Annotated in this window: 18 protein-coding genes; 15 read left to right on the top strand and 3 right to left on the bottom strand. The window is 28.1% G+C overall.

Going from position 1 to position 21,817, the window contains the following annotated elements; all coding sequences use genetic code 11:
* Nucleotides 1-608 precede the first annotated feature (608 nt).
* From AC5LAX_RS03335 to AC5LAX_RS03375, 9 genes are all read left to right on the top strand, one after another.
* Nucleotides 609-827 carry a hypothetical protein gene (locus AC5LAX_RS03335; RefSeq protein ID WP_018998821.1) on the top strand — a complete coding sequence of 73 codons (219 nt, stop codon included), beginning with the start codon at nucleotides 609-611 and terminating at the stop codon, nucleotides 825-827.
* 136 nt (nucleotides 828-963) lie between these two features.
* Nucleotides 964-1,623, top strand: coding sequence for a TM1812 family CRISPR-associated protein (locus AC5LAX_RS03340; protein ID WP_018998820.1), 660 nt, complete (start codon nucleotides 964-966; stop codon nucleotides 1,621-1,623).
* A gap of 38 nt (nucleotides 1,624-1,661) precedes the next feature.
* Nucleotides 1,662-3,581, top strand: a complete 1,920-nt coding sequence (locus AC5LAX_RS03345) for a hypothetical protein (protein ID WP_493263634.1) — start codon at nucleotides 1,662-1,664, stop codon at nucleotides 3,579-3,581.
* 92 nt (nucleotides 3,582-3,673) lie between these two features.
* Nucleotides 3,674-5,329, top strand: a complete 1,656-nt coding sequence (locus tag AC5LAX_RS03350; protein ID WP_288909375.1) for a Cas10/Cmr2 second palm domain-containing protein — start codon at nucleotides 3,674-3,676, stop codon at nucleotides 5,327-5,329.
* Nucleotides 5,330-5,342: 13 nt separating this feature from the next.
* A complete protein-coding gene (locus AC5LAX_RS03355) occupies nucleotides 5,343-5,984 on the top strand; it encodes an RAMP superfamily CRISPR-associated protein (RefSeq protein ID WP_051081840.1) in 642 nt (213 codons plus the stop codon).
* Between the two features lie 17 nt (nucleotides 5,985-6,001).
* Nucleotides 6,002-7,555 (top strand): RAMP superfamily CRISPR-associated protein, encoded by a 1,554-nt coding sequence (locus AC5LAX_RS03360; RefSeq protein ID WP_288909374.1) that lies wholly within the window; start codon nucleotides 6,002-6,004, stop codon nucleotides 7,553-7,555.
* Nucleotides 7,556-7,582: 27 nt separating this feature from the next.
* Entirely contained in the window at nucleotides 7,583-8,998 is a 1,416-nt protein-coding gene (locus AC5LAX_RS03365; protein ID WP_204965606.1) for an RAMP superfamily CRISPR-associated protein, read from the top strand.
* On the top strand, nucleotides 8,988-9,557 hold the full coding sequence (gene csx19, locus AC5LAX_RS03370) for a type III-D CRISPR-associated protein Csx19 (RefSeq protein ID WP_018998816.1): 570 nt from the start codon (nucleotides 8,988-8,990) through the stop codon (nucleotides 9,555-9,557). Before AC5LAX_RS03365 ends, csx19 begins: the two co-directional genes overlap by 11 nt.
* Nucleotides 9,558-9,648: 91 nt before the next feature.
* Complete coding sequence (locus AC5LAX_RS03375) at nucleotides 9,649-11,445, top strand: TIGR03986 family type III CRISPR-associated RAMP protein (RefSeq protein WP_117977048.1); 1,797 nt, start codon at nucleotides 9,649-9,651, stop codon at nucleotides 11,443-11,445.
* A 94-nt stretch (nucleotides 11,446-11,539) separates the two neighbouring features.
* On the opposite strand, the gene AC5LAX_RS03380 is transcribed toward AC5LAX_RS03375, so the two are convergent.
* Nucleotides 11,540-12,115 carry a cytidylate kinase-like family protein gene (locus tag AC5LAX_RS03380; protein WP_115152230.1) on the bottom strand — a complete coding sequence of 192 codons (576 nt, stop codon included), beginning with the start codon at nucleotides 12,113-12,115 and terminating at the stop codon, nucleotides 11,540-11,542.
* A 78-nt stretch (nucleotides 12,116-12,193) separates the two neighbouring features.
* Nucleotides 12,194-13,681 (bottom strand): L-fucose/L-arabinose isomerase family protein, encoded by a 1,488-nt coding sequence (locus AC5LAX_RS03385; protein ID WP_075554890.1) that lies wholly within the window; start codon nucleotides 13,679-13,681, stop codon nucleotides 12,194-12,196.
* 356 nt (nucleotides 13,682-14,037) lie between these two features.
* Here AC5LAX_RS03385 and xylB point away from each other — a divergent pair, with 356 nt between their 5' ends.
* The 6 genes from xylB (at nucleotide 14,038) to AC5LAX_RS03415 (ending at nucleotide 21,004) form a co-directional block, all read left to right on the top strand.
* Entirely contained in the window at nucleotides 14,038-15,564 is a 1,527-nt protein-coding gene (gene xylB, locus AC5LAX_RS03390; RefSeq protein WP_193526579.1) for a xylulokinase, read from the top strand.
* Nucleotides 15,565-15,599: 35 nt separating this feature from the next.
* Complete coding sequence (locus AC5LAX_RS03395) at nucleotides 15,600-16,934, top strand: MFS transporter (RefSeq protein WP_167625145.1); 1,335 nt, start codon at nucleotides 15,600-15,602, stop codon at nucleotides 16,932-16,934.
* Nucleotides 16,935-16,964: 30 nt separating this feature from the next.
* Entirely contained in the window at nucleotides 16,965-17,567 is a 603-nt protein-coding gene (locus AC5LAX_RS03400; protein WP_117585448.1) for a cytidylate kinase-like family protein, read from the top strand.
* Nucleotides 17,568-17,580: 13 nt separating this feature from the next.
* The gene (locus tag AC5LAX_RS03405; protein ID WP_018998809.1) at nucleotides 17,581-19,194 is read left to right on the top strand and encodes a glycoside hydrolase family 43 protein; all 1,614 of its coding nucleotides are present in this window, start codon (nucleotides 17,581-17,583) and stop codon (nucleotides 19,192-19,194) included.
* Between the two features lie 162 nt (nucleotides 19,195-19,356).
* Complete coding sequence (locus tag AC5LAX_RS03410; protein WP_224169333.1) at nucleotides 19,357-20,373, top strand: LacI family DNA-binding transcriptional regulator; 1,017 nt, start codon at nucleotides 19,357-19,359, stop codon at nucleotides 20,371-20,373.
* A gap of 10 nt (nucleotides 20,374-20,383) precedes the next feature.
* On the top strand, nucleotides 20,384-21,004 hold the full coding sequence (locus AC5LAX_RS03415) for a DUF4867 family protein (RefSeq protein ID WP_008539447.1): 621 nt from the start codon (nucleotides 20,384-20,386) through the stop codon (nucleotides 21,002-21,004).
* Nucleotides 21,005-21,058: 54 nt separating this feature from the next.
* On the opposite strand, the gene AC5LAX_RS03420 is transcribed toward AC5LAX_RS03415, so the two are convergent.
* Nucleotides 21,059-21,676 carry an aminotransferase class III-fold pyridoxal phosphate-dependent enzyme gene (locus tag AC5LAX_RS03420; RefSeq protein ID WP_288909373.1) on the bottom strand — a complete coding sequence of 206 codons (618 nt, stop codon included), beginning with the start codon at nucleotides 21,674-21,676 and terminating at the stop codon, nucleotides 21,059-21,061.
* Between the last annotated feature and the right edge of the window lie 141 nt (nucleotides 21,677-21,817).

Raw genomic sequence — 21,817 nt, forward strand, 5'->3', positions numbered from 1 at the left:
ATATAGTAAGACCTGCTATTTTAGTAGGCAAGTATCGTTTGTATCCAAGAATCCCCTGCCTTTAGGCATGGGGAGTATGTCAACAGCTAAAATGGATAAAAGCTTATAGATAAAGAACTTTTAAAAATTAATATTAGCTGGTAATTTTTTTATAAACCTTGAAAAATAAGGTTTGATAAGCTATAATGAAGAAAAAGAATATTGATTTTACTGCGGTTAAGCATTAACATTGTACGGTCTCAATTCTATATCGGTAAACTACTATATTTGCTATTAAAGCGTTAAGCATTAACATTGTACGGTCTCAATACCATATATAAAGTATTTTGATGTAGCATATAAAGGGTTAAGCATTAACATTGTACGGTCTCTGATGAGTCCATTTATTGATATGATGTAATAGGCTGGATATGTTATTTGCTTTTTAGTGATGTTATTTTATTGATTAATATTAACAAGTGATGCTTAATTGCAAAGAGAATAAGAAAAGACATAACTTTGATATATTTTAAGGTTATGTCTTTTTTTATAAAAATTTTTCTTTTTTATGCCGAATTTTGTTTTTAGTGGTGGATATTATATATATAAAGAAAAATGAGGTGAGAATCATGAAAACATTATTTGGACTAGTATGGTTTCTTGTACAAGTTTCGCTAATGATATTAGCTGGTATTCTTTTTGGTGGCATAGCTCATTTTCTGATTGAAAGTAGATGGATTATTCTTATTCCTGGTTTGATATTGATTTATTTCCTTGGACCATATATTTTGGAGCTCATAATAAAATATAATCTTATCAAAGAAATAAAAAAAGAGTTCGATAAGTAAAGTTGTAAAGAGTAAGAAAGGAGGTGGTTTTATGTAAATTTTTAGACTTAAAGAGGTTTTTTTATAATATAGGTAGAATTAAAACCAATAGATATTAATGAGATGTTTTATTTAAGAAAATAAAGGAGATTTTAAAATGAGAAAAGTATTTTTATCTACAATGTTATTAGCCCCATTAAGACCAGAAGACCCAACATATTACACAAGTGACGATTTTGAATTAAGTGAAAACAGATATGATTTTCCACTAACATATGTTATTGATGATAAAGTTAAACCTAATGATGAAGTAATTGTGATTACAGCGGTGGAACAAGATGTTAATGGCAAACAAAATAATGCTACTATGAATTATAAAAAGTATAGAGAAGAAGTAGAAAAAATTTTTCAAGAACGTAATGTAAATTTTAAATTTGAAGAAATTCCATTAACTACAGAGTTTGATTCATTAACTTTTAATAGATTTTTTAAACAAGTAGCAATTTTGATTAATGATAATGACCAGTTGTTTGTAGATGTTACATTTGGTATGAAACCATATTCTATTAGTTTATTTGTAGCTGTAGCTTATGCTGAAAAAGCTGCTAGAAATGTAGATGTGGATACTATAATTTATGCACAGAAATATAGTGGTTTTAGTAGAGCTAAGACAGCTGAGGAAAAAGCTAAAGATCCAAGTAAATCTAGAATTTATGATATAACAGGATTATTTTATTTGAATGCTATTGCGGGCAATGCTAAATCTGGACAAAAACATAAACTAGATAAAGCCTTAGATTTATTGATAAATGATTGATGAGGATGTTACTTTGATTTTTTAGGGAGGAACTGTATATGGGAAATACAAATGACTCTAAAGAAAAAACTAAAGCTAGATATAAGAAAAGTAAACAATATATTGAGATAAATCAAGATATAGAAGAAAAAAATAAAAAAGATGATAAAAAAGATATAAATAAATTAAAAAATGAAATAGAAGGATATGTGAAAACGTATTTACAATATTTATTTGAAGGCAATTTTAAAAGAGAAGAAGAAAGAAAAGTTAAATCAAAAATAACTAGAAAATTAATGTTATTAGATTATAAGTATGATGCTTTTGCTAAAATTAGAAAAAAAGCTTTAAAATTGTCGCAAAATAAAGATAAAAATATTTATTTAAGTGATGCAGATATATTACAATTTAAAAAAGCTATAAAAAATAGTTTAGATAATATTGTTATAGAATATAAAAAAAATGCTACAGCAATATCATTTTTAACAATATTTGAAGAAGAATATTATTTAAATCTAAAATTATTAGTAGAAACTAAAATAAAAGAAGTAAGAGAAATAAAAAATCAAATAGAAGATGATGTTAGAGAATATGTACAAGGTACAGTTGATAAATTTTTAAGTGATACACGTAAAAATAATTTGATAATAAAAATTGTTGAAAAATTAATAATTTTAGAAGAAGAATATGATTTTTTTGCTAAACAACGATTAGGTGTATTAAAATTTTTAAATTATTATAACAAGAAATTAACTTTTTACGAGGCTGAAGCAGATGGATATGTTTCATTGGTAAAAGAAATTTTGAATAGTAAAGAAAAAGAGTATGAAGACACAGGAGAAATATATTCATTTATAATTGAATTTAGAAAAAGATATTTTAATAAAATGAGAGAGGCAGTTCTAAATTTATTGGATGAAGAGAATGTACAATATAAAATGCGTAAAAGTTTTGTAAAAAAAGAAATACGAATTTTATATAAAGATTTATTTAAAAAAGATAAAATATTCTTGCAAAAAGTAATAAAACAGCTTAATGATAAAAAAAGTTTTAATTACCATACAATAAAATATTTTTTTATAAAAAATATTTTATTGTATATAGAATTGCCATTTGAAGATGAAAAGGTTAATAATAATGTATATGATTATATAAGTAAGGAAGAAATACAAAAAGGAACATCTGAACAGGATATAAGATATCTTATTAAGACAAAAAGTAAGGAGGATTTAGGAGAATTAAAGAAAAATATAAGTAATATATTAAATAGATTGTATTCCGTAGATTGTGGTGGAGATAATAATAAATATATTTATAAAGCTATGAAAAATAAAAATGCTTTAGAAGCACAGTTGAAAAATATGAAAGGTATTGATATAAATAAATTAAAAGACATAGAATGGCAAATGTCGGAAATAGAAACTTGTTTATATAAAATGCAAAAAGTATTTGAAGAAAATCTTATTGTAAATATTTTTGAAATGAATGAGGATGGGAAAGAATATTCTATATTAGAACATAGGGCATTAAGGCAACCATCGTTTGAAAATGCTAAAGCAAAGTTTTTTTCTTATACAGATATTTATGAAACTATAAAAGATAAATTGTCTGAATCATCACGAATCTTTTTTAAATATATGTTTGGATATATTGTATTAGAATTTAAAAGAAGAGGTCATGAAGATGTAGAATTATATGATTATGTAAAAGATGATGCTGAGTTTATAGCATTTTATAATAAAAATATCCCTGATATAGAAAATCCTAATTATATAGAAAATGCTACAGATAAGAAATATGATTTACCAAATGAAAAAATAGTGCATAAAGCAATAGCCTTTATAACAGATTATTTAAATATAAAATATGATACTGGTAGAAAACGTAGAAAAGAAATTTTAAAAGATGTATATGCAACAGTTAAAGAAGAAAATACGGGATTGAGATATTTTAGACGTTTTTTGGAAGAAGATCTTTAGTGATAATTATATATGGAGTGCCTTTGGGCACTCCGGCTTTTTTTACATATTTATATAATGAAATAATTATTAATTTGATAGGAGTAATGTGTATGTTAAATTCAGTAGGGGCAATTTTATTGGATACACGTTCTATACAGAAATATGTTTTTTCTTGTAATAGGTTAAAAACTAATATTGGTGCTTCTTATCTTGTAGATAGTATTTTTAGTGATTTAATGGTAAATAAAATATTACCTAGCTTTAATTTAAAAATGCCTGAATTTTCATGGAATGAAGTGAAAAATATACAAATGTTAGAAGATGATAGTATTGAATGTGAAGTTGCTTATATTGGTGGCGGAAACATGATTATTTTGGTAAGAAAACAAGATACAGATACTATTGAACTTTGCAAGCAAATAGTGGGTAGTTGGACTAAAGAGATATTAATAAAGGCACCAGGATTAAAAACAGGTGCAGCGATTGGTGAATTAAATATAGACAATGAACATTTTCAAAAATCTTTAGGTCTTTTATATAAGCAGTTAAAAGATAATCAAAATATTATTTTGCCTCAGGTTGATGTGCCTTATGTTGGTTTTACTTTAGAATGTGATTATAGTGGGAAAACAGCAGAATATTTAAAAGGTAGGGTAAAAAATAATATTATCTATGAATTTGATAATAGAATGGTATCAGCAGAAATAGTAGCAAAATCAAGTGCATATAATGTAGTAGCAGAGAATTTAAAAGAAGAATATAAAGATATATTGAAAAATAAATATGATTTTGTTAGCAAGTTTGATAATTTAGGTTATAAAGATGGCGAAAGTTATGTGAGTATTATTCATATAGATGGTAATAATATGGGAATAAAATTTGCTTCATGTACAAATATGCAAGAACGTAAAACTTTATCATTAAGAACAGCTGAAATTGTAAAAAAAGGTTTTCGTGAATTATTAAAATCTGTAATAGATGATATTGAAGAAAATCGTTATAGTAAAAGTCTTGATATAAATAAGATAAAAAATAAATACTTACCTATTAGACCGATTATTATAGGTGGAGATGATGTTACTTTTGTTTGTGCAGGAAGATTAGGCATGGAATATGCAAAAAGATTTATTCAGATTGTCAGTAAAGAATATTTATTGGACGAAGTACAATATATGAATGCTCAAAATTATATTAAGAAAATTTTTAATAATACAAGTATGAGAATAAATAGTAATATGAGTTGTTGTGGTGGGGTAGCTATAGTTCCTGCGAAATATCCTTTTTATAGAGCTTATGAATTAGCAGAACAGCTTTGCAGTTCTGCTAAGAAAAAATCACGTCAAAATGATGAAAGTTTTGTAGATTTTGCTATATTACATGGAGATATGTCACCTACATTAGAACAATTATGTATACAGCAATATGAAGCACCAGAAGGCTATTTACATTATGGTCCATATTGTGTAACACAAGAACAAAAAGACAAAAGTAATATAAGTGATTTATTTTCTTTGATAGAAAAAATAAAAAGTGTACCGAATAATAAAATTAAAGATTTACGAAATGTTTTAAATGAAGACAATCATAGTATTGTTAGATTTTTGGAAAATTGTCCAGAAGTAGAAAATATATTAAAGAGTGAATTACAAAAAGAAAATGTTGTGGCAAATGATTTTTGGCAATATATGACAAATGAAAAAATGTTAAAGACTAGATATGTTGATGCAATTGAATTGATTGATTTTTCATTAAACAGTAGATTATAAGTAGGTGAATGATATGGGGATATATAAAATAAAAATAATAGCAAAATCATCATTATTGTTAGCTACAAATAAGTCGGATATAACAATTGATACACAAGTAATACATGACCGATATGGAATGCCTTATTTTCCTGCTAAGAGATTTAAAGGACTTTTATATGAAAGTGCTTTAGAAATGGCAGAAATTAGTCAAGAAAAATGGATAACGATTAAAGAGATAGATGAATTATTTGGAATAAGTGATAGTGAATCTAATATTCGTATGGAGAATTTTTATTTACCAAATTATGAGCAGATGTGTAAAGATTGGCAGTATTTGAATAATCAATATAAAGGAATTTTTACTAAACAAAGTGTATTGGAATTATATACAGATATACGATTTCAAACAGCAATTGATAAAGAAACAGGAACGGCAAAATCTACTAGTTTATATAATATGCAAGTTATTGATCAAGGAACAGAGTTTGAAGGAGCAATTGAATTAGTAAAAGATACAGATGAAAATTTATTGATTTTAATTTTAGCTTTGAAAAATTTAAGATTTGTAGGAGCAAAACGTAATCGTGGTTATGGGGAAATCTATTGTAAATGGGAAAATAATGAAGATAGATATAATGAAGTTCTTAATAAATTAAAAAATAGAGTTATATAGTATAAGGAGGTATAAGTGTGAAAAAGATAGATTATATTATAGAAACACTAGCTCCAGTAAGTTTAGCAGAGAAAAACAATGATAGCACATTATATGTTACAAAAAAATACATTCCAGGTTCTATAGTTAGAGGCATGTTAGCTGGAAAATTTATACAATATAAGAATTTAAAGAATGCACATGAAGATGAGGATTTTTATAATATATTTTTATCAGGAAAAGTACGTTTTATATCAGCATATCCAGTAGGGAAAAATTTAAAGTTGATAAAAAATAATTTTAATCCAATGAATATACCTTTATCCTTAGTGTGTAGTAAAGATGGTAAGACAGTAAAAGATATCTCATATAATAAACAAATAACACCAGGCTATAAAAAAATGAATGGATTTATGTTGAAAGCCGATAATGAAATTTGTAAAGTGGATGTGGATACTCAGGTTGAATTGCATATGGCACGTAATGAAGATAATTTACGTTTAGTTGGCAGTAATAAAGATGGTAGAATTTTTAATTATGAATATATAGAACCTAATCAGTTTTTTAAAGGATATTTGATAGTAGATGAAGATATTGTTCAAAATGTAAAATCTTTTTTAGATAATATTGATTTAGATAATATTCATATAGGTCGTTCAAGAAATGTACAATATGGTAAATGTCTTTGTAAAATAGGAGAAATTTCAAATTGTAATAGTTTTGAGTATGATGTAGTTAATAAAAATATATATTTGCAGGTATTAACACCATATATTCCCATAAAAGAATGGCAATCTGTAGAAGTGGTAGTAAGAGAACTTTTATTTGATATAGAAGTGCAATTGAAGAATATAGGTATAGATGTAAGTATAAAAAAAGAAAATATAGATATTTTAGCTAATAGTGAAGAAATTAGTGGTTATGTTAGCGTTTGGCAATCTATGAGAGAAAGAAAAAGAGCGATTTCTGCAGGTTCATTGATTGAGCTTGTTATGGATAAAATAGATAAAAATATTTTAGATAAAATGAGTGAAATTTTATATTCTGGATTAGGTTGTAGATATGAAGATGGTTTTGGACAGTTTAGACTTTGGCAAGCGATGGATAATATAAGAATAATAGATTATCCAGAAGAAATATTAATTAGAGAAAATATAAATAGTAATGTAAAAGAAAATGCAAGGAAAATTATCCAGAAAAGAATATTATTAGAAGTACGAAAGAAAGCTATAATGGATGCGGAAAGAGTAAATCCTTTAAAGACAAAAAATGTTCTTAATAGAGTAGAAAGAATATTTTTAAGTAATGATAAAGAAAATATTATAATACAAGAAATAAATGGATTTAAACCAATAGCAAAGGATAATTTGCGTAAAATAAAATTAGATGGAATGAGTGTATATAGTTTTTGGTTTGAAAATTTAAAAATGCCATATGAGAATATTAAATGGGAACAATATTTGGATTTAGATGATAATAAAGTTAAATTATTAAAGAATGATTTAGGAAATAATATTTTTACTATTGATAAAGATATTTTATTTAAAGAATATTGGTTATGGTTTATAAAGCATTTGAAAAAAATAAATTAGTTAGATAAATTCATAGGAGAGATAGAAATGAATAATGAAGCAAAAATAATAAAAAAGATAGTTTTTTCAAATGTCCCTATAAAAGTGAAATCTCCATTGAGAATATCTACAGGAAAAGATGATGGTATTACAGATATGTTGATTTTAAAAGATAAATATGGTCAAGCATTTATACCGGGAACTTCAATAGTTGGTGTATTGCGGAATTATATATCTGATATCTATGGAGAAAAAATAGAAAATATTATTTTTGGCAATGTAAATAAAAATAATGAAAATCAAAGTTTGATTAGAATAAGTGATGTGAAATTAAATAATGTAAAAATTATCCATAGAGATGGTGTAGCTATTGATGATATTACTAATGTGAGTAAAGATAAGGCAAAATATGATTTTGAGATGATTGAGCGAGGTGCAGAAGGTTTATTAAATATAGAAATAACTGTACGAAAAAAATTTAAAGATGTAGATATAGATGAAGTAGCAAAAACTATAGCATATATATTAGATACAGGTATGAATATTGGAGCATTAACAACGAAAGGATATGGAAAAATACAAATAAAAAAGAAACCTACTCCTTTTTATATTTTTGATTTTAGTAAAGATGAAGATGCTTGGGCATGGTTAGAGTATTTAGATGGCAATATTAATAAAGTGCCAGTAAAATATGATGATGCTAAAAGTAACATAATAAGCGATTTTAGAATGAGAATAGGGTTGTCTTTAAAGAATTCTATGATAATAGCAACTACAGATTTTCAAGAAGAATTATCGAAAGAAAGCAATATAAAAATAAGGGCAGTGCAATTAAAAAGTGGAGAAGATTATGTTATTCCAGGTACTAGTATAAAAGGGGTTATTAGAAATAGAGCAATTAATATATTAAGAAATTTATCAAATTATAAAAATGAAGAAAATGTGGTATCTTTTATAGATAATTTGATGGGACATGGGAAAAAAGTAGATTCAGAAGGAAATAATAAACTTTTACGAAGTAGATTACATGTAAATGAAATTTATCTTAAAAAAAATAATTTTATTAGTAAAAAACAACCAAGAACAAAAATAGATAGTTTTACTGGGGGCGTTTTTTATGGGAATTTATTTGGTGATGAACCTATTTGGCAAATAGACAGAGCAAAGACGATGATTTCTATTAATTTGCGCATAAAAAGATGTACAGAACTAGAAGCAGGATTGATGTTATTGATTCTAAAAGATATGTGGTTAGGAAATTTAGCTATTGGTGGAGGTAAATCTATTGGTAGGGGTGTTTTTTGTGGAAATAATTGTTTAATAAATTATAGAGGAAATACTTTTAAAATAGAAAGGGAAAATGAGAATAAAATAATAGTAGCAGGAAAAGATGGTAAAGAAGACGTTAAAGAGATTTTAGAAAAATATGTTAAAGCATTGTGTGGTGAATTTTATGAAGAATAGTTTTTTTGATGAGGAAAATTGTTTAAAATGTAAAAAGATATATTCAATAAAAAAAGAATATATTTATGATGTAAAAGAATCATTAAATGAAATTTTAGAAAAAATAGCTATTAATGATTATAAGGTTTTAGTACAGAATGTAAATGAGATGAAATTTGGATATTATAGTGATCGACATTTTGTATTTAGTGATGATAGTAATATTATTCCTAAATATTTGATACAGATGAGATTATTTAATAAGTTAGAGGAAATCTTAATTTTTCGTAATAGAGATAAATATTATGTGAGAGTTATAAGAGATGAAGATAGAGAATATAGTAAATTAATAGATACTGTTGATAGTATATCGGTAATAATGGGAAAATTTCATAAAATTTTATCAAATGATTTTATAGAATTATTTGATAAAGGAAGAAAAATAAAAAAAATAATTCCTGTAGATAGGCAAAGTGATTATTATACATTAATTACGCGTAGTTATATTGAATATAATAATAGTACTGGTCAAGCTGGATATGGATACTACCGTTATGTAGATATAGAACCTGAGGAATAGTGATTGCAGAAATCATAAGTTGTGGGAGGTGAAAAAACAACTATTTGTTCTGTAAATATATAATGTATTATATTTTAATAGTTGTTTTTATATGAAAAAAAATATACCTAATTTAACTTTGGAAGAAAAAACTAGAGCACCTTATAATTTTGTACAATTGAATGATATAATTGTGCCATCAAGGTTAAATAAATATATAGAGATGGAGCAATTAAAGAATACTAAAATAAATTATGCTAATAAAAATGGAAAAAAAATATTAAATGAAGCTGGATATAAAGCTTTTATAAAAGATGGTAAAAAATATAGTGGTTATTTTGATGTAACTATAGAAAATATAACGCCTTTATATATTGGTGGGGAAAGTGGGTTATTAAGAGAAGGAATACATAAGGCAATTCCAGGAAGTAGTTTAAGAGGTTGTTTAAAGAATATTTTTAGAATAATAACTAATTCAGCTATGAGATGCAGTGAGAATGGAAATTTTAATGATGGTTTGTTTTTTTGGAGAAGTATTGCAAAAGATGATTTATTTTCTAAAGAATATTTAGAAGAGATGTCTATGCAGGATAGAGATAATAATAAAAGTATACCTAAAGCACGGGCAGGATTTCTGATAGAGTTTATGGGAAAAAAATATGTTTGTCCAGCTAACTTTGAGGTAATAAATAATACAACAAATATAAAAAAAGTATCAGAATCTCCATATATAATATGGAAAAATGATTATGTAGATATTTTTTCTGGAAATATAGATAAAAAAGATAAACGCTATTTTTATAGAATTACAAAACCTATATGGGATAAAAGAATAGCTATAGCAAATGATTTTATGAAAGCGTATAAACTAGATAGGAATAGAAATAGTAAAAATTTATTTAAATTAAAAGTAAATAGCACTCAAAGTATACCGAAAGGATTAAAATTTTTAGAATATGCCTTGAAGAAAAGATATAAAATCATTAGTCCATGTTTTTATTGTTTAGAAGATGGTGAAGTATGTCATTTAGGTTCTAGTCCATATTATAGGATACCTTACAAAAAAACAGTAGCTATGCATGTACCTACGGAACTAAAATTGCCTAAAATAGATTTTACAGATGCCATTTTTGGAAATAAAGAATATTGGGGAAGTAGAGTGTATGTTGAAGATTGTTATTTAAATGATGAAGAAGAAAAGAATGCATTTTATAAAAATTTTTATTTAGATGTAAGTAGTCCAAATCCAACAGCTTATCAATTTTATTTAAATGTAGATGAAAATGATAATGTACAAAATTGGAATGGCAATACAACTATTAGAGGATATAAGTTGTATTGGCATAAAAAAATAAATTGGAAAGGAAAACAGAAAGAAGATATATATAGAAAATATAGTAAAGTTATAATAAGACCATTAATAGATAAATGTCATTTTAATGGAAAAGTACGTTTTGAAAATTTAGATAAAGTTGAATTAGGAGCTTTGACATATCTATTTAAACTCGGCGAGGAAAATTGTTGTTATAAATTAGGTATGGGAAAAGCAATGGGATTAGGAAGTATAAAAATTCTAGCTGATTTATATTTGAGAGAAGATGAATATTATACAAAGCTTTTTGATGATAAGGGAAACTTTAAAGCATATAAATTAGAAGTTAATAAGCAAGAATATATAGAATGTTTTAATCAGTATATGTATAAAGTTCTAAATGAACATTCTAAAGAATCATTAGAGTTATATCAAAAAAGAATGAATAATTTAAAAATAATAATGGGAATAGAAAATATTAATGATAATAAATGGTGTCAAAAAGTTTCTTATATGGATATGAATAATGATATTGACAAAGAAATTTTAAAGAAAAAGATACCATTACCTAGTATATCGGAAGTAATAATGAAGTAAAAATATAACTTATCTAAAAAAGCTAGTACAATTTTGTACTAGCTTTTTTAGATAAGTTATATTTTTAAAGAAAGTTGTTAGCGATTTTATTTAATTATTTAATGTAATTAGCAATTAATTCTACAGCTTTATCTATGCCACAGCGACCTACATTGATTATCATGTCATAATCTGCACAATCACCCCATGTAGAACCTGTATAATAATTATAGTAAGAAGCACGTTTAGCATCTTCTTTTTTTAATGTAGCTAAATCTTTATGATAAACATTAGTGCCTCGTATTTTGCGGAATTCATCATCTGCACAAATAAAGAAGTGATGAGCATTTTTTACATCTTTCAAAATGAAATTAGCACAGCGACCAACAAAAATACCAGAATTTTTTTCAGCAAGTGCTTTGATAGCTTTTGATTGTGGAGTGAATAAATAATTATCGTCTTCTACATTCAAATCAGCAAACATAGTTTCATATGGAGAAACACTGCCATAGAGATTATCATATGTTAAATCTAATTCATCAAGAGAAACACCTTTTTCAAGATGAGCAGAAATAAATGCTACAAGTTTACGGTCATATAAAGGTATTTGTAATTGTTTAGCTAATTTTTCAGCGATTTCACGACCACCAGCACCATATTGACGACCAATAGTAATAATACAATTACTCATGAAATAATCCTCCTATTTATAAGAGAGCACCTACAAAAGTAGATGCTCTTTATTATTATTTATTATATTTATCTTTAATTAAGCAAAAGGATTTTCTGTTGGATACATCATAGTTTTTGGTTGATTGAAAGCGACATCTTCAACACCTAAGAATTTGAAGATACTAAATAAAGCTTTACCATAATGACCGAATGCTACAGCACCATGATGTGGATATTGTTTTTCAATGAGTACATGACGATAGAAACGACCCATTTCAGGAATAGCGAAGATACCGATACCACCGAAGGAACGAGTAGCAACAGGTAATACTTCACCTTCTGCTATATAAGAGCGTAATTGTCCAGCTGCATTGCTTTGGAGACGATAGAATGTGATTTTACCTGGAGCAATATCGCCTTCCAAAGTACCACGAGTGATATCTGGAGTGCCACCATTTTCAAGTAAACGATTTTGGATAAGCTGATATTTGATAGCACCTTTAGCGAGTTTGCACATAGGAGTATTACCGCAATGGAAGCCCATGAATGTATCTTTGAGGGTGTAGTTTTTATATTTTGGTGCAATATCTTCTTCAAATAAATCTTTTGGTACGGAGTTGTTGATATCGAGAAGAGTTACAGCATCGCCACTTACGCAAGTACCAATATATTCGCTGAGTGCGCCATAGATATCTACTTCACAAGCAACAGGAATACCACGAGATACAAGACGGCTATTTACATAGCATGGTTCAAAACCAAATTGAGATGGGAATGCAGGCCAGCATTTATTAGCAAATACTACATATTTTCTAGAACCTTTATGTTTTTCAGCCCAATCAAGTAATGTTAATTCATATTGAGCCATGCGTTTTAAAAGATCTGGATATGGATTAGCTGTGCCCATTTCTTCAGCCATATCTTTAACGATATCATCAATACGTGGGTCATCAGCATGTTCTTTATAAGAAACAAGTAAATCAAGTTCGGAGTTTTCTTCGATTTCTACGCCTAAATCATAAAGTGGTTTAATTGGGGCATTGCAAGCAAAGAAATCTTGTGGACGAGGACCGAAAGTGATGATTTTTAGATTTGCTACACCGATTAAAGCGCGTGCAACAGGATTAAATTCGTTGATCATTTCAGCGATTTCATCAGCAGTACCTACAGGATATTCTGGAATGAATGCTTTGATTTTTCTAAGACCAAGATTGTAAGAGCAGTTGAGCATACCGCAATAAGCATCGCCACGACCATTGATGAGGTCTTTGCCTGTTTCTTCAGCAGCAGCTACATACATTACAGGGCCATCGAATTTTTGAGCAATTAAAGTTTCAGGAGTTTCTGGGCCGAAGTTACCTAAGAAAACAACTAAAGCATTACAACCAGCAGTTTTAACTTCTTCAACTGCTTTGAGCATATCGATTTCATTTTCTACTACAGTTTGAGCTTCGAAAATTTCACCATATTGTTTAGTGTAAGCTTCAACGATTGCTTTTCTACGATTTTCAGAAAGAGAAACGATAAAGCAATCACGACTTACAGCAATGATACCAAGTTTTACATCAGGAATATTATTAAACATGAATATACTCTCCTTTTATATATACACTAATATATTTACGATTTTATTTTGTTATTGTGTTTTATGTGCTTAGGCACAATCAAGAACAATTAAAGAATATCATGTAGTAATGTTTTTGTCAATAATAATTTTTTAGAAAATTTATAATAATGGTTTAATGGAGAAAACGTCTTTTGGTAAAAAGTATTAGTCATTCAAAAAAACTTTAAAAGATAATATTTTTACTTATTTATAATAAAATAGAAAAACATATTAAAAAAATCTGAAAAATGCTAAAAATAAATATTGACGGATAAATTCAAAGGTGATATATTTAAAACAACAAATGTGCTTAAGCACAAAATGAGAGGCGGTAAATGATGAAATATTTATTAGGTTTAGATATAGGAACTTCAGCGACAAAGACAGTATTATTTGATGAAACTATGAAAGTTATAGCTTCAGCTTCAGAAGAATATCCAATGTATCAACCACAAAATGGTTGGGCAGAACAAAATCCAAAAGATTGGTATAATGCTTCCTTACATACAATTCAAGAAGTTTTGGCAAAATCTAAAATCAATCCTGAAGATGTAAAAGGCATAGGTTTATCTGGCCAAATGCATGGGTTAGTAATGCTTGATGAAAATAATGAAGTAATTCGTCCTTCAATTATTTGGTGTGACCAAAGAACAGTAAAAGAATGTGAAGAAATCACTGCTAAGGTTGGAGCTGAAAGATTGATAGAAATTACAGCTAATCCAGCATTGACAGGATTTACAGCATCAAAAATTTTATGGGTTAGAAATAATGAACCAGAAAATTATGCAAGATGTAAACATATTTTATTGCCAAAAGATTATGTACGTTTTTGCATGACAGGTGAGTATGCAACAGAAGTATCTGATGCAAGTGGAATGCAATTATTAGATATTCCAAAACGTCAATGGTCAGATGAGATTTTAGAAAAACTTGATATAGACAAAAATTTATTGGCAAAAGTATATGAATCTCCAGAAGTAACAGGACATATCAATGATGAATTTGCTAAATTATCAGGACTTAGCACTGATACAGTAGTTGTAGGTGGTGCAGGAGATAATGCGGCAGCAGCTATTGGTACTGGTATCGTAAAAGACGGTAAAGCATTCACTACAATTGGTACAAGCGGTGTAGTATTTGCACATACAGATAAATTAAGTATTGATCCAAAAGGTAGAGTTCATACTTTTTGTTGTGCAGTACCAGGTTGTTGGCATGTAATGGGTGTAACACTTGCAGCAGGTTTATCACTTAAATGGTTCCGCGATAATATAGCTGATAATTATAAAGCAAAAGCAGAAGAATTGGGAAAAGATCCATATGTACTCATGAATGAAGCAGTAGCAAAAATTCCATGTGGCAGTGATAGATTGATGTATTTACCATATTTGATGGGCGAAAGAACACCACATCTTGATCCAAATTGTAGAGGCGTATTCTTTGGTTTATCTGCAATTCATACAAAAGAAAATATGATGAGAGCTGTCATGGAAGGTGTAGCATATTCACTTAGTGATTGTTATGACATTTTGAAAGAAATGGGCGTAACAGTAGATGAAATGATGGCATGTGGTGGCGGTGGCAAAAGCCCAGTATGGCGTCAGATGCTTGCAGATATGTTTGAATGTGAAGTAAAAACATTGACTTCTGAAGAAGGTCCAGCATTAGGGGTAGCTATTTTAGCTGGTGTAGGAGCTGGAATTTTTAAAGATGTAGTATCTGCTTGTGATGAATTTATCAAAACAGGAACAAATTGCAGTCCAATAAAAGAAGAAAGTGAATATTATAAACAAGGACATGCTTTATACAAAAAAGTATATGCGCAATTAAAAGGTTGTTATCAGGATTTAGCTAAGTTATAAATTTTTATTTATGTATATATAGGAGGAGAGTTTTTATGGCAACGCAAAAAATATCATTAGGTGAAAAACTAGCTTTTGGTGCAGGCGACTGTGGTTGTAACTTTGTTTGGAATGTTTTAGCGTTATTTATGACTATTTATTATACAGATAGTGTAATGATTAGTGCAGCAGCTGTCGGCGGTATAATGTTAGCTTCAAGAATTTTTGATGGTATTAGTGATTTAGTAATGGGAGCTATATTAGATAAGACAAAAACAAGATGGGGAAAAGCTCGTCCATGGATTTTATGGTCAGCTCCATTTATGGCTATTGCTTTAATTTTAACATTTAGTGTGCCAGATATTAGTGAAACAGGAAAAGTTATTTATGCTTTTTGTACTTATTTTTTCCTTACAGTTATTGTTTATACAGCATCTAACTTGCCATATAATGCATTATTATCATTTATAACAGATGATCAAAAAGAACGTACATCCTTAAGTTCTATTCGCTTTTTTATGGTTAACTTTTTAGTAATAATTCTTTCTTTCGTTACACCACCAGCAGCTAAAGCTTTAGGTTGGTTTGGCATTACAACAATTTATGGTATTATAGCTATGTGTTGTTTATTAATAACTTTCTTTTTCTGTAAAGAACGTGTAGAACCTGTAGAAGTAAAAAAAGAAAATATAAGCTTTGTAAAATCTTTAGGGTATTTAGTTAAAAACAAATATTTTATTTATTTAGTAATAATTTTTGTTATTGATTATATTATGTTTGCAGTAAATGGCAGTAGCGGGATGTATTATGTAAAATACATTTTTCATGATGAAAATATATTTGGTATGCTTGTATTATTTGGCAATGTACCAATGATGTTATCCTGCTTATTCTTTCCTGTAATTGCTAATAGATTTGGTAAATGGAATTGTATGATTGGTGGATATGTAGTAATGATTATTGGTTTTGGTATTATTGCCTTATTCCCAGATAATTATTATTGTGCTTTATTAGGTAATGTTATTGCTGGTATTGGTAGAGCGCCACATAATGCAGGTTTATTTGCATTAGTTGCCGATGTAGTAGATTATGGTGAATGGAAAACTAATAAACGTATTGAAGGTGTAACTTATAGTGTAACTAGCTTTGGCATGAAAGTTGGTGCAGGTTTAGGTGGAGCAGTAACAGGTATTGTACTAGCTATGGGAAATTATGATGGTTCTTTAGCTGTACAATCTGCTAGTGCTATAACAGCAATAATGGCTATTTGTGCATATATTCCAATTGGTATTTGTGTATTAGGAATTCTAATTATGTTAACAGCTAATATTGATAAAATTTATCCACAAGTGGTAAGAGATTTAGCTATTCGTCATGCAAAAGGAAATTAATAGTATTTTTATTGTTATGGAGGCTTAAAAATGAATAATCATACTGTTATTACTATAAGTCGTCAATACGGTAGTGGAGGAAGAGAATTAGCAAATAAACTTGCAGAAAAATTAGGTTATAAATTATTTGATAGACAAATAATTCATTTGGCAGCAGCTCAAATAGGTATAGATGATTTGAGTGAAGATAATTTAAGAAACCTAGAAAATAATGTAACACCATTATCTTTGAGTTTTATACCATTTTTCAATTTTGGCAGTAGAAATACAGGCTTTAATAATGATGTTTTTATTAATGAAGCTAAAGCAATTAGACAATTAGCAAATGATAATGACTGTGTTATTTTAGGTCGTTGTGCTGATTTTATTTTAGAAGATTTACCAAATCATTATTCTTTCTTTATCTGTGCAAATGATGATTATAGAGAAAAAAGAGGAAAAGAAGTATATGATGGCAAATCTTTAAAAGAATTAAATGAAGAAGATAATAAGCGTGCTAATTATTATAAATATTATACAAAACAAAATTGGGGAGACCCTAAAAATTATGATATGATTATTAATACAAGTAAAGTATCTTTAGATAAAGCAGCGGATATAATTATTTCATATGTAAAATCTAATAAAAAATAGGTAGGTAAAGATTATGAAAATACAAAATCCAGTATTAAGAGGTTTTAATCCAGATCCTAGCATTTGTCGTGCAGGTGATGATTATTATATTGCAACATCTACATTTGAATGGTTTCCAGGAGTACAGATACATCATTCAAAGGATTTAGTAAATTGGCATTTAGTAGCACATCCATTAAATGAAGTTAAATATTTAGATATGAAGGGAAATCCTAATTCAGGTGGTATTTGGGCTCCAGATTTATCTTATGCTGATGGTAAATTTTGGCTTATTTATACAGATGTAAAAGTTGTTGATGGCATGTGGAAAGATTGTAAAAATTATTTGACTACATGTGATACTGTAGATGGAGTATGGAGTGATCCAATAGAATTAAATGGCTCAGGTTTTGATGCATCATTATTTCATGATATTGATGGTAAAAAATATCTAGTAAATATGTATTGGGATCATAGAGTATATAATCATAATTTTTATGGAATTTGTTTACAAGAATATTCTGTAGAAGAAAAACGATTAATAGGAAAACCAAAAATTATTTATAAGGGTACAGATATAAAATATACAGAAGGTCCTCATTTATATCATATAAATGATATGTACTATTTATTTGTTGCTGAAGGTGGCACAACATATCAGCATAGTGAAACAGTAGCTCGTTGTAAGACTATTGATGGTGAATATGAAACAGATCCAAATTATCCTTTATTATCCGCATGGAAAGAGCCAACAAATAAATTGCAGAAATGTGGACATGCATCTTTAATTGAAACTCAAAATGGAGAATGGTATTTAGCACATTTGACTGGTAGACCACTTGCTTTTGATAAATATCCTATTAGAGAAAGAGAACAACATGCTTACTGCCCATTAGGTAGAGAAACTGCTATTCAAAAAATTACTTGGGAAAATGGTTGGCCAGTAGTTGTCGGCGGTAAAGCTGGTCTTGAAGAAGTAGAAGCACCAAATTTACCAGAACAAAAATGGGAAAAAACTTATCCTGAAAAAGATGATTTTGATGATGATACATTAAATATAAATTTTGCATCACTTAGAGTACCATTAACAGAAGACATGGCAACATTAAAAGCAAGAAAAGGTTTCTTACGTTTATATGGTAAAGAATCATTAACATCATTATTTAAACAATCTTTTGTAGCTAGAAGATGGCAAGCTTTTAATTTTGATGCTGCAACAAGTGTAGAATTTGAACCAGATACATTTCAACAAATGGCAGGTATGGTTTGCTATTATAATACAGAAAATTGGACTACTGTGCATATTACATGGAAAGAAAATGTAGGTAGAATTATTGATATAGTATGTGCAGATAATGGTAATTTCACTATGCCTTTAGCTGGTAATGAAATTGCTATTCCAGAAGATGTGAAAGCAGTACATTTCAAAGTTGAAGTTAGATATGATAAATATTATTATTTATATTCATTTGATGGAAAAACATATAATAAAATACCGCTTGCATTTGATTCATATAAATTATCTGATGATTATATTAGAGGTGGCGGATTCTTTACAGGAGCGTTTGTCGGTATAAACTGTGTAGATATAAGTGGTATGAATAAACCAGCTGATTTTGATTATTTTATGTATAAAGAATTAGAATAATGTATTGATTTAATAAAAGCCTATTATGAATATAAATTTAAAAATATTATTCATAATAGGCTTGTTTTCTAAAAGTATATATTTAGAATTCTTAGGTAATATATGTTTATATAATTTGATGTATAATATGATTATATAATCATATATTATGGGAGATTAAAAATGGTTACGATAAAACAAATTGCGGACCTTTGTGGTGTCTCACGAGGAACAGTGGATAGAGTTATAAACGAACGTGGCAATGTAAAGCCAGAGACGAAAGAACTTGTGTTATCTATGGCAAAAGAATTAGGTTATAAGCCAAATCCAGCAGGAAAAGCACTATCTGCTAGAAAGAAAAATCCAGTGGTGGGAGTTGTGATTTCATCAGAAGGCAATCCTTTCTTTGATGATGTTATCAGAGGTATAAAATTAGCTGCGGAAAAATATGAAATTTATGGATTGAAAGTCATTTGGAAAAATATGAGAGGCTATGATGTAAAATCTCAACATGAAATTATGGAAGAGCTTAAAGATAAAGTAAATGCCTTGATTATTAATCCAGTAAATGATCCTGTAATTATAGATGAAATCAATGAATTTGTAGATGCTGGAATTTTTGTAGTAACAATAAATAATGATGTAGATAATTCCAAACGTCAATGTTATGTAGGTAGTGATTATACTAATGGCGGTGAAACAGCAGGTGCATTATTGCAGATGATTATACCAAATGGGGCTAATATAGGTATAGTCATGGGTTCATCAAAGGTATTAGGTCATAAGCAACGTTTAGCTGGATTTGAAGAAAATATAAATAAAAATCCTAAATTTAAAATAGTAGATATTCAAGAAAATGATGATGATGATATATCTTCATATGATAAGACTAAGATGATGTTGACAAAGCATAAAGAAATAAATGCAATATTTATTGTAGCAGCTGGTGTATATGGTGCTTGTAGAGCAGTGTTATCATTAGAAAAACAGAATGATTTAACGATAATTGCTTTTGATACAGTGCCAACTACAGTGGAAATGATGAAGAAAAATGTAATTAAAGCAGTGATTTATCAACACCCTTATAGACAAGGTCAAAGAGCTATGCAAATTGTTTTTGAATATCTAGTAAATGGTATTAGCCCTGATAAAAGTAGACATATAATGAAAAATGAAATAAAAATATTAGAAAATTTATGAGGTAAAGATAATGAAAAGTGTACATGATATTGAATTCAAGCAATATGGTAGAGTTTTAGACGTTGATACTGCTGAATTTGTAGCAACAATGAAAGCAAAAGAAGCTATTAAAGAAGGTGTAGTATATGAACCTTCTGATGCGGATTTAGAAGCATTACCTTTATTTAAACAGATGCAAGATGAAGTTTATGGCGGATTAGAAGTGGAATTTGGTTTTTGCAGTGGCTATAACAATAAATTAAATGCAGTAGAATATCATCGTTCTTCTGAAATCGATATTGCAGCTACAGATTTAATTTTGATGCTTGGTCGTCAGCAAGATATCGATTACACAAATAATACTTATGAAACTAAAAATATAGAGTGCTTCTTTGTACCAGCAGGTACAGCAGTAGAACTTTATGCGACAACTCTTCACTATGCACCATGTAAAGAAAATAATGAAGAATTCCGTTGTGGTGTAGTTTTACCAAAAGGAACTAATCTTCCATTGCAGGTAAAACCAGTTGAAAATAAAGGTGAAAATCAATTACTTTTTGCTGCTAATAAATGGCTTATTGGACATAGTGAAAGTGGCGTGGATAAAGATGGCGGCTTTATTGGCTTAATCGGTGAGAATACAACAATTTAATAAAATAAAAACTACTATAGATTTAATTTCTAAATTCTATAGTAGTTTTTTTATTTAAATATTATGTCTAAAAACTTGTGTTAGAGCATATTCCAATTTATCCATAGCAAGGTTTAACTCCTCAGGAGAAATAATTAATGGTGGTGCTAAGGTGAGTACACAACCTTGAGATATTTTAAAGCTCAATCCTTGTTCTATACATAAATATAAAACTTTTTCAGCTTGAATAGTAGCTTTTTCTTTTGTTTGACGATTTTTTACTAATTCAATTCCCAGTAAAGCTCCAATTAAGCGAACATCGCCGATACATTCAAATTTTGCTTTCATTTCTTTTGTGCGTGTATAAAGTATGGTTTCTAATTCTTTTACATGGGATAGTATATTATTGTTTTTAATATATTCGATGACTACATTACCGATAGCACAGCCTAAAGGACTTTTTTCATGTGTATAATGTCCAAGTGAAATATCTTGGCAGATATTGAATTCTTCTTTGCCAATGACAGCGGATAATGGATATAAACTACCACTTAGACCTTTACTATCTTCATCTAATAATTTTTTAGATTTTTCACTGAGAAATTTATCTTGCCATTGTTTTCTAGTAGCAGTTAAATTGATATCACCTTCAACTTGATTTGCTTTGATTTTATCTTCGGATAAAGTATGCATAATAAATCCTTTCTTAATGCTTGATATTTGGTATAAGATATCATAAGAAATGTTTTGCTGTAAATCGTGCAATTGTAAAAAGCTAATGAAATTTTTAGTAATATTTTTAATTAATTTATAATAAATAATATATAACGATTT

This window comes from Megamonas sp., assembly GCF_986095205.1.

Excerpts from the sequence above, each read along its gene's own strand:
- AC5LAX_RS03335 (WP_018998821.1), top strand. The coding sequence starts at position 609 with ATGAAAACATTATTTGGACTAGTATGGTTTCTTGTACAAGTTTCGCTA.
- AC5LAX_RS03340 (WP_018998820.1), top strand. The coding sequence starts at position 964 with ATGAGAAAAGTATTTTTATCTACAATGTTATTAGCCCCATTAAGACCA.
- AC5LAX_RS03345 (WP_493263634.1), top strand. The coding sequence starts at position 1,662 with ATGGGAAATACAAATGACTCTAAAGAAAAAACTAAAGCTAGATATAAG.
- AC5LAX_RS03350 (WP_288909375.1), top strand. The coding sequence starts at position 3,674 with ATGTTAAATTCAGTAGGGGCAATTTTATTGGATACACGTTCTATACAG.
- AC5LAX_RS03355 (WP_051081840.1), top strand. The coding sequence starts at position 5,343 with ATGGGGATATATAAAATAAAAATAATAGCAAAATCATCATTATTGTTA.
- AC5LAX_RS03365 (WP_204965606.1), top strand. The coding sequence starts at position 7,583 with ATGAATAATGAAGCAAAAATAATAAAAAAGATAGTTTTTTCAAATGTC.
- csx19 (WP_018998816.1), top strand. The coding sequence starts at position 8,988 with ATGAAGAATAGTTTTTTTGATGAGGAAAATTGTTTAAAATGTAAAAAG.
- AC5LAX_RS03375 (WP_117977048.1), top strand. The coding sequence starts at position 9,649 with ATGAAAAAAAATATACCTAATTTAACTTTGGAAGAAAAAACTAGAGCA.
- AC5LAX_RS03380 (WP_115152230.1), bottom strand. The coding sequence starts at position 12,115 with ATGAGTAATTGTATTATTACTATTGGTCGTCAATATGGTGCTGGTGGT.
- AC5LAX_RS03385 (WP_075554890.1), bottom strand. The coding sequence starts at position 13,681 with ATGTTTAATAATATTCCTGATGTAAAACTTGGTATCATTGCTGTAAGT.
- xylB (WP_193526579.1), top strand. The coding sequence starts at position 14,038 with ATGATGAAATATTTATTAGGTTTAGATATAGGAACTTCAGCGACAAAG.
- AC5LAX_RS03395 (WP_167625145.1), top strand. The coding sequence starts at position 15,600 with ATGGCAACGCAAAAAATATCATTAGGTGAAAAACTAGCTTTTGGTGCA.
- AC5LAX_RS03400 (WP_117585448.1), top strand. The coding sequence starts at position 16,965 with ATGAATAATCATACTGTTATTACTATAAGTCGTCAATACGGTAGTGGA.
- AC5LAX_RS03405 (WP_018998809.1), top strand. The coding sequence starts at position 17,581 with ATGAAAATACAAAATCCAGTATTAAGAGGTTTTAATCCAGATCCTAGC.
- AC5LAX_RS03410 (WP_224169333.1), top strand. The coding sequence starts at position 19,357 with ATGGTTACGATAAAACAAATTGCGGACCTTTGTGGTGTCTCACGAGGA.
- AC5LAX_RS03415 (WP_008539447.1), top strand. The coding sequence starts at position 20,384 with ATGAAAAGTGTACATGATATTGAATTCAAGCAATATGGTAGAGTTTTA.
- AC5LAX_RS03420 (WP_288909373.1), bottom strand. The coding sequence starts at position 21,676 with ATGCATACTTTATCCGAAGATAAAATCAAAGCAAATCAAGTTGAAGGT.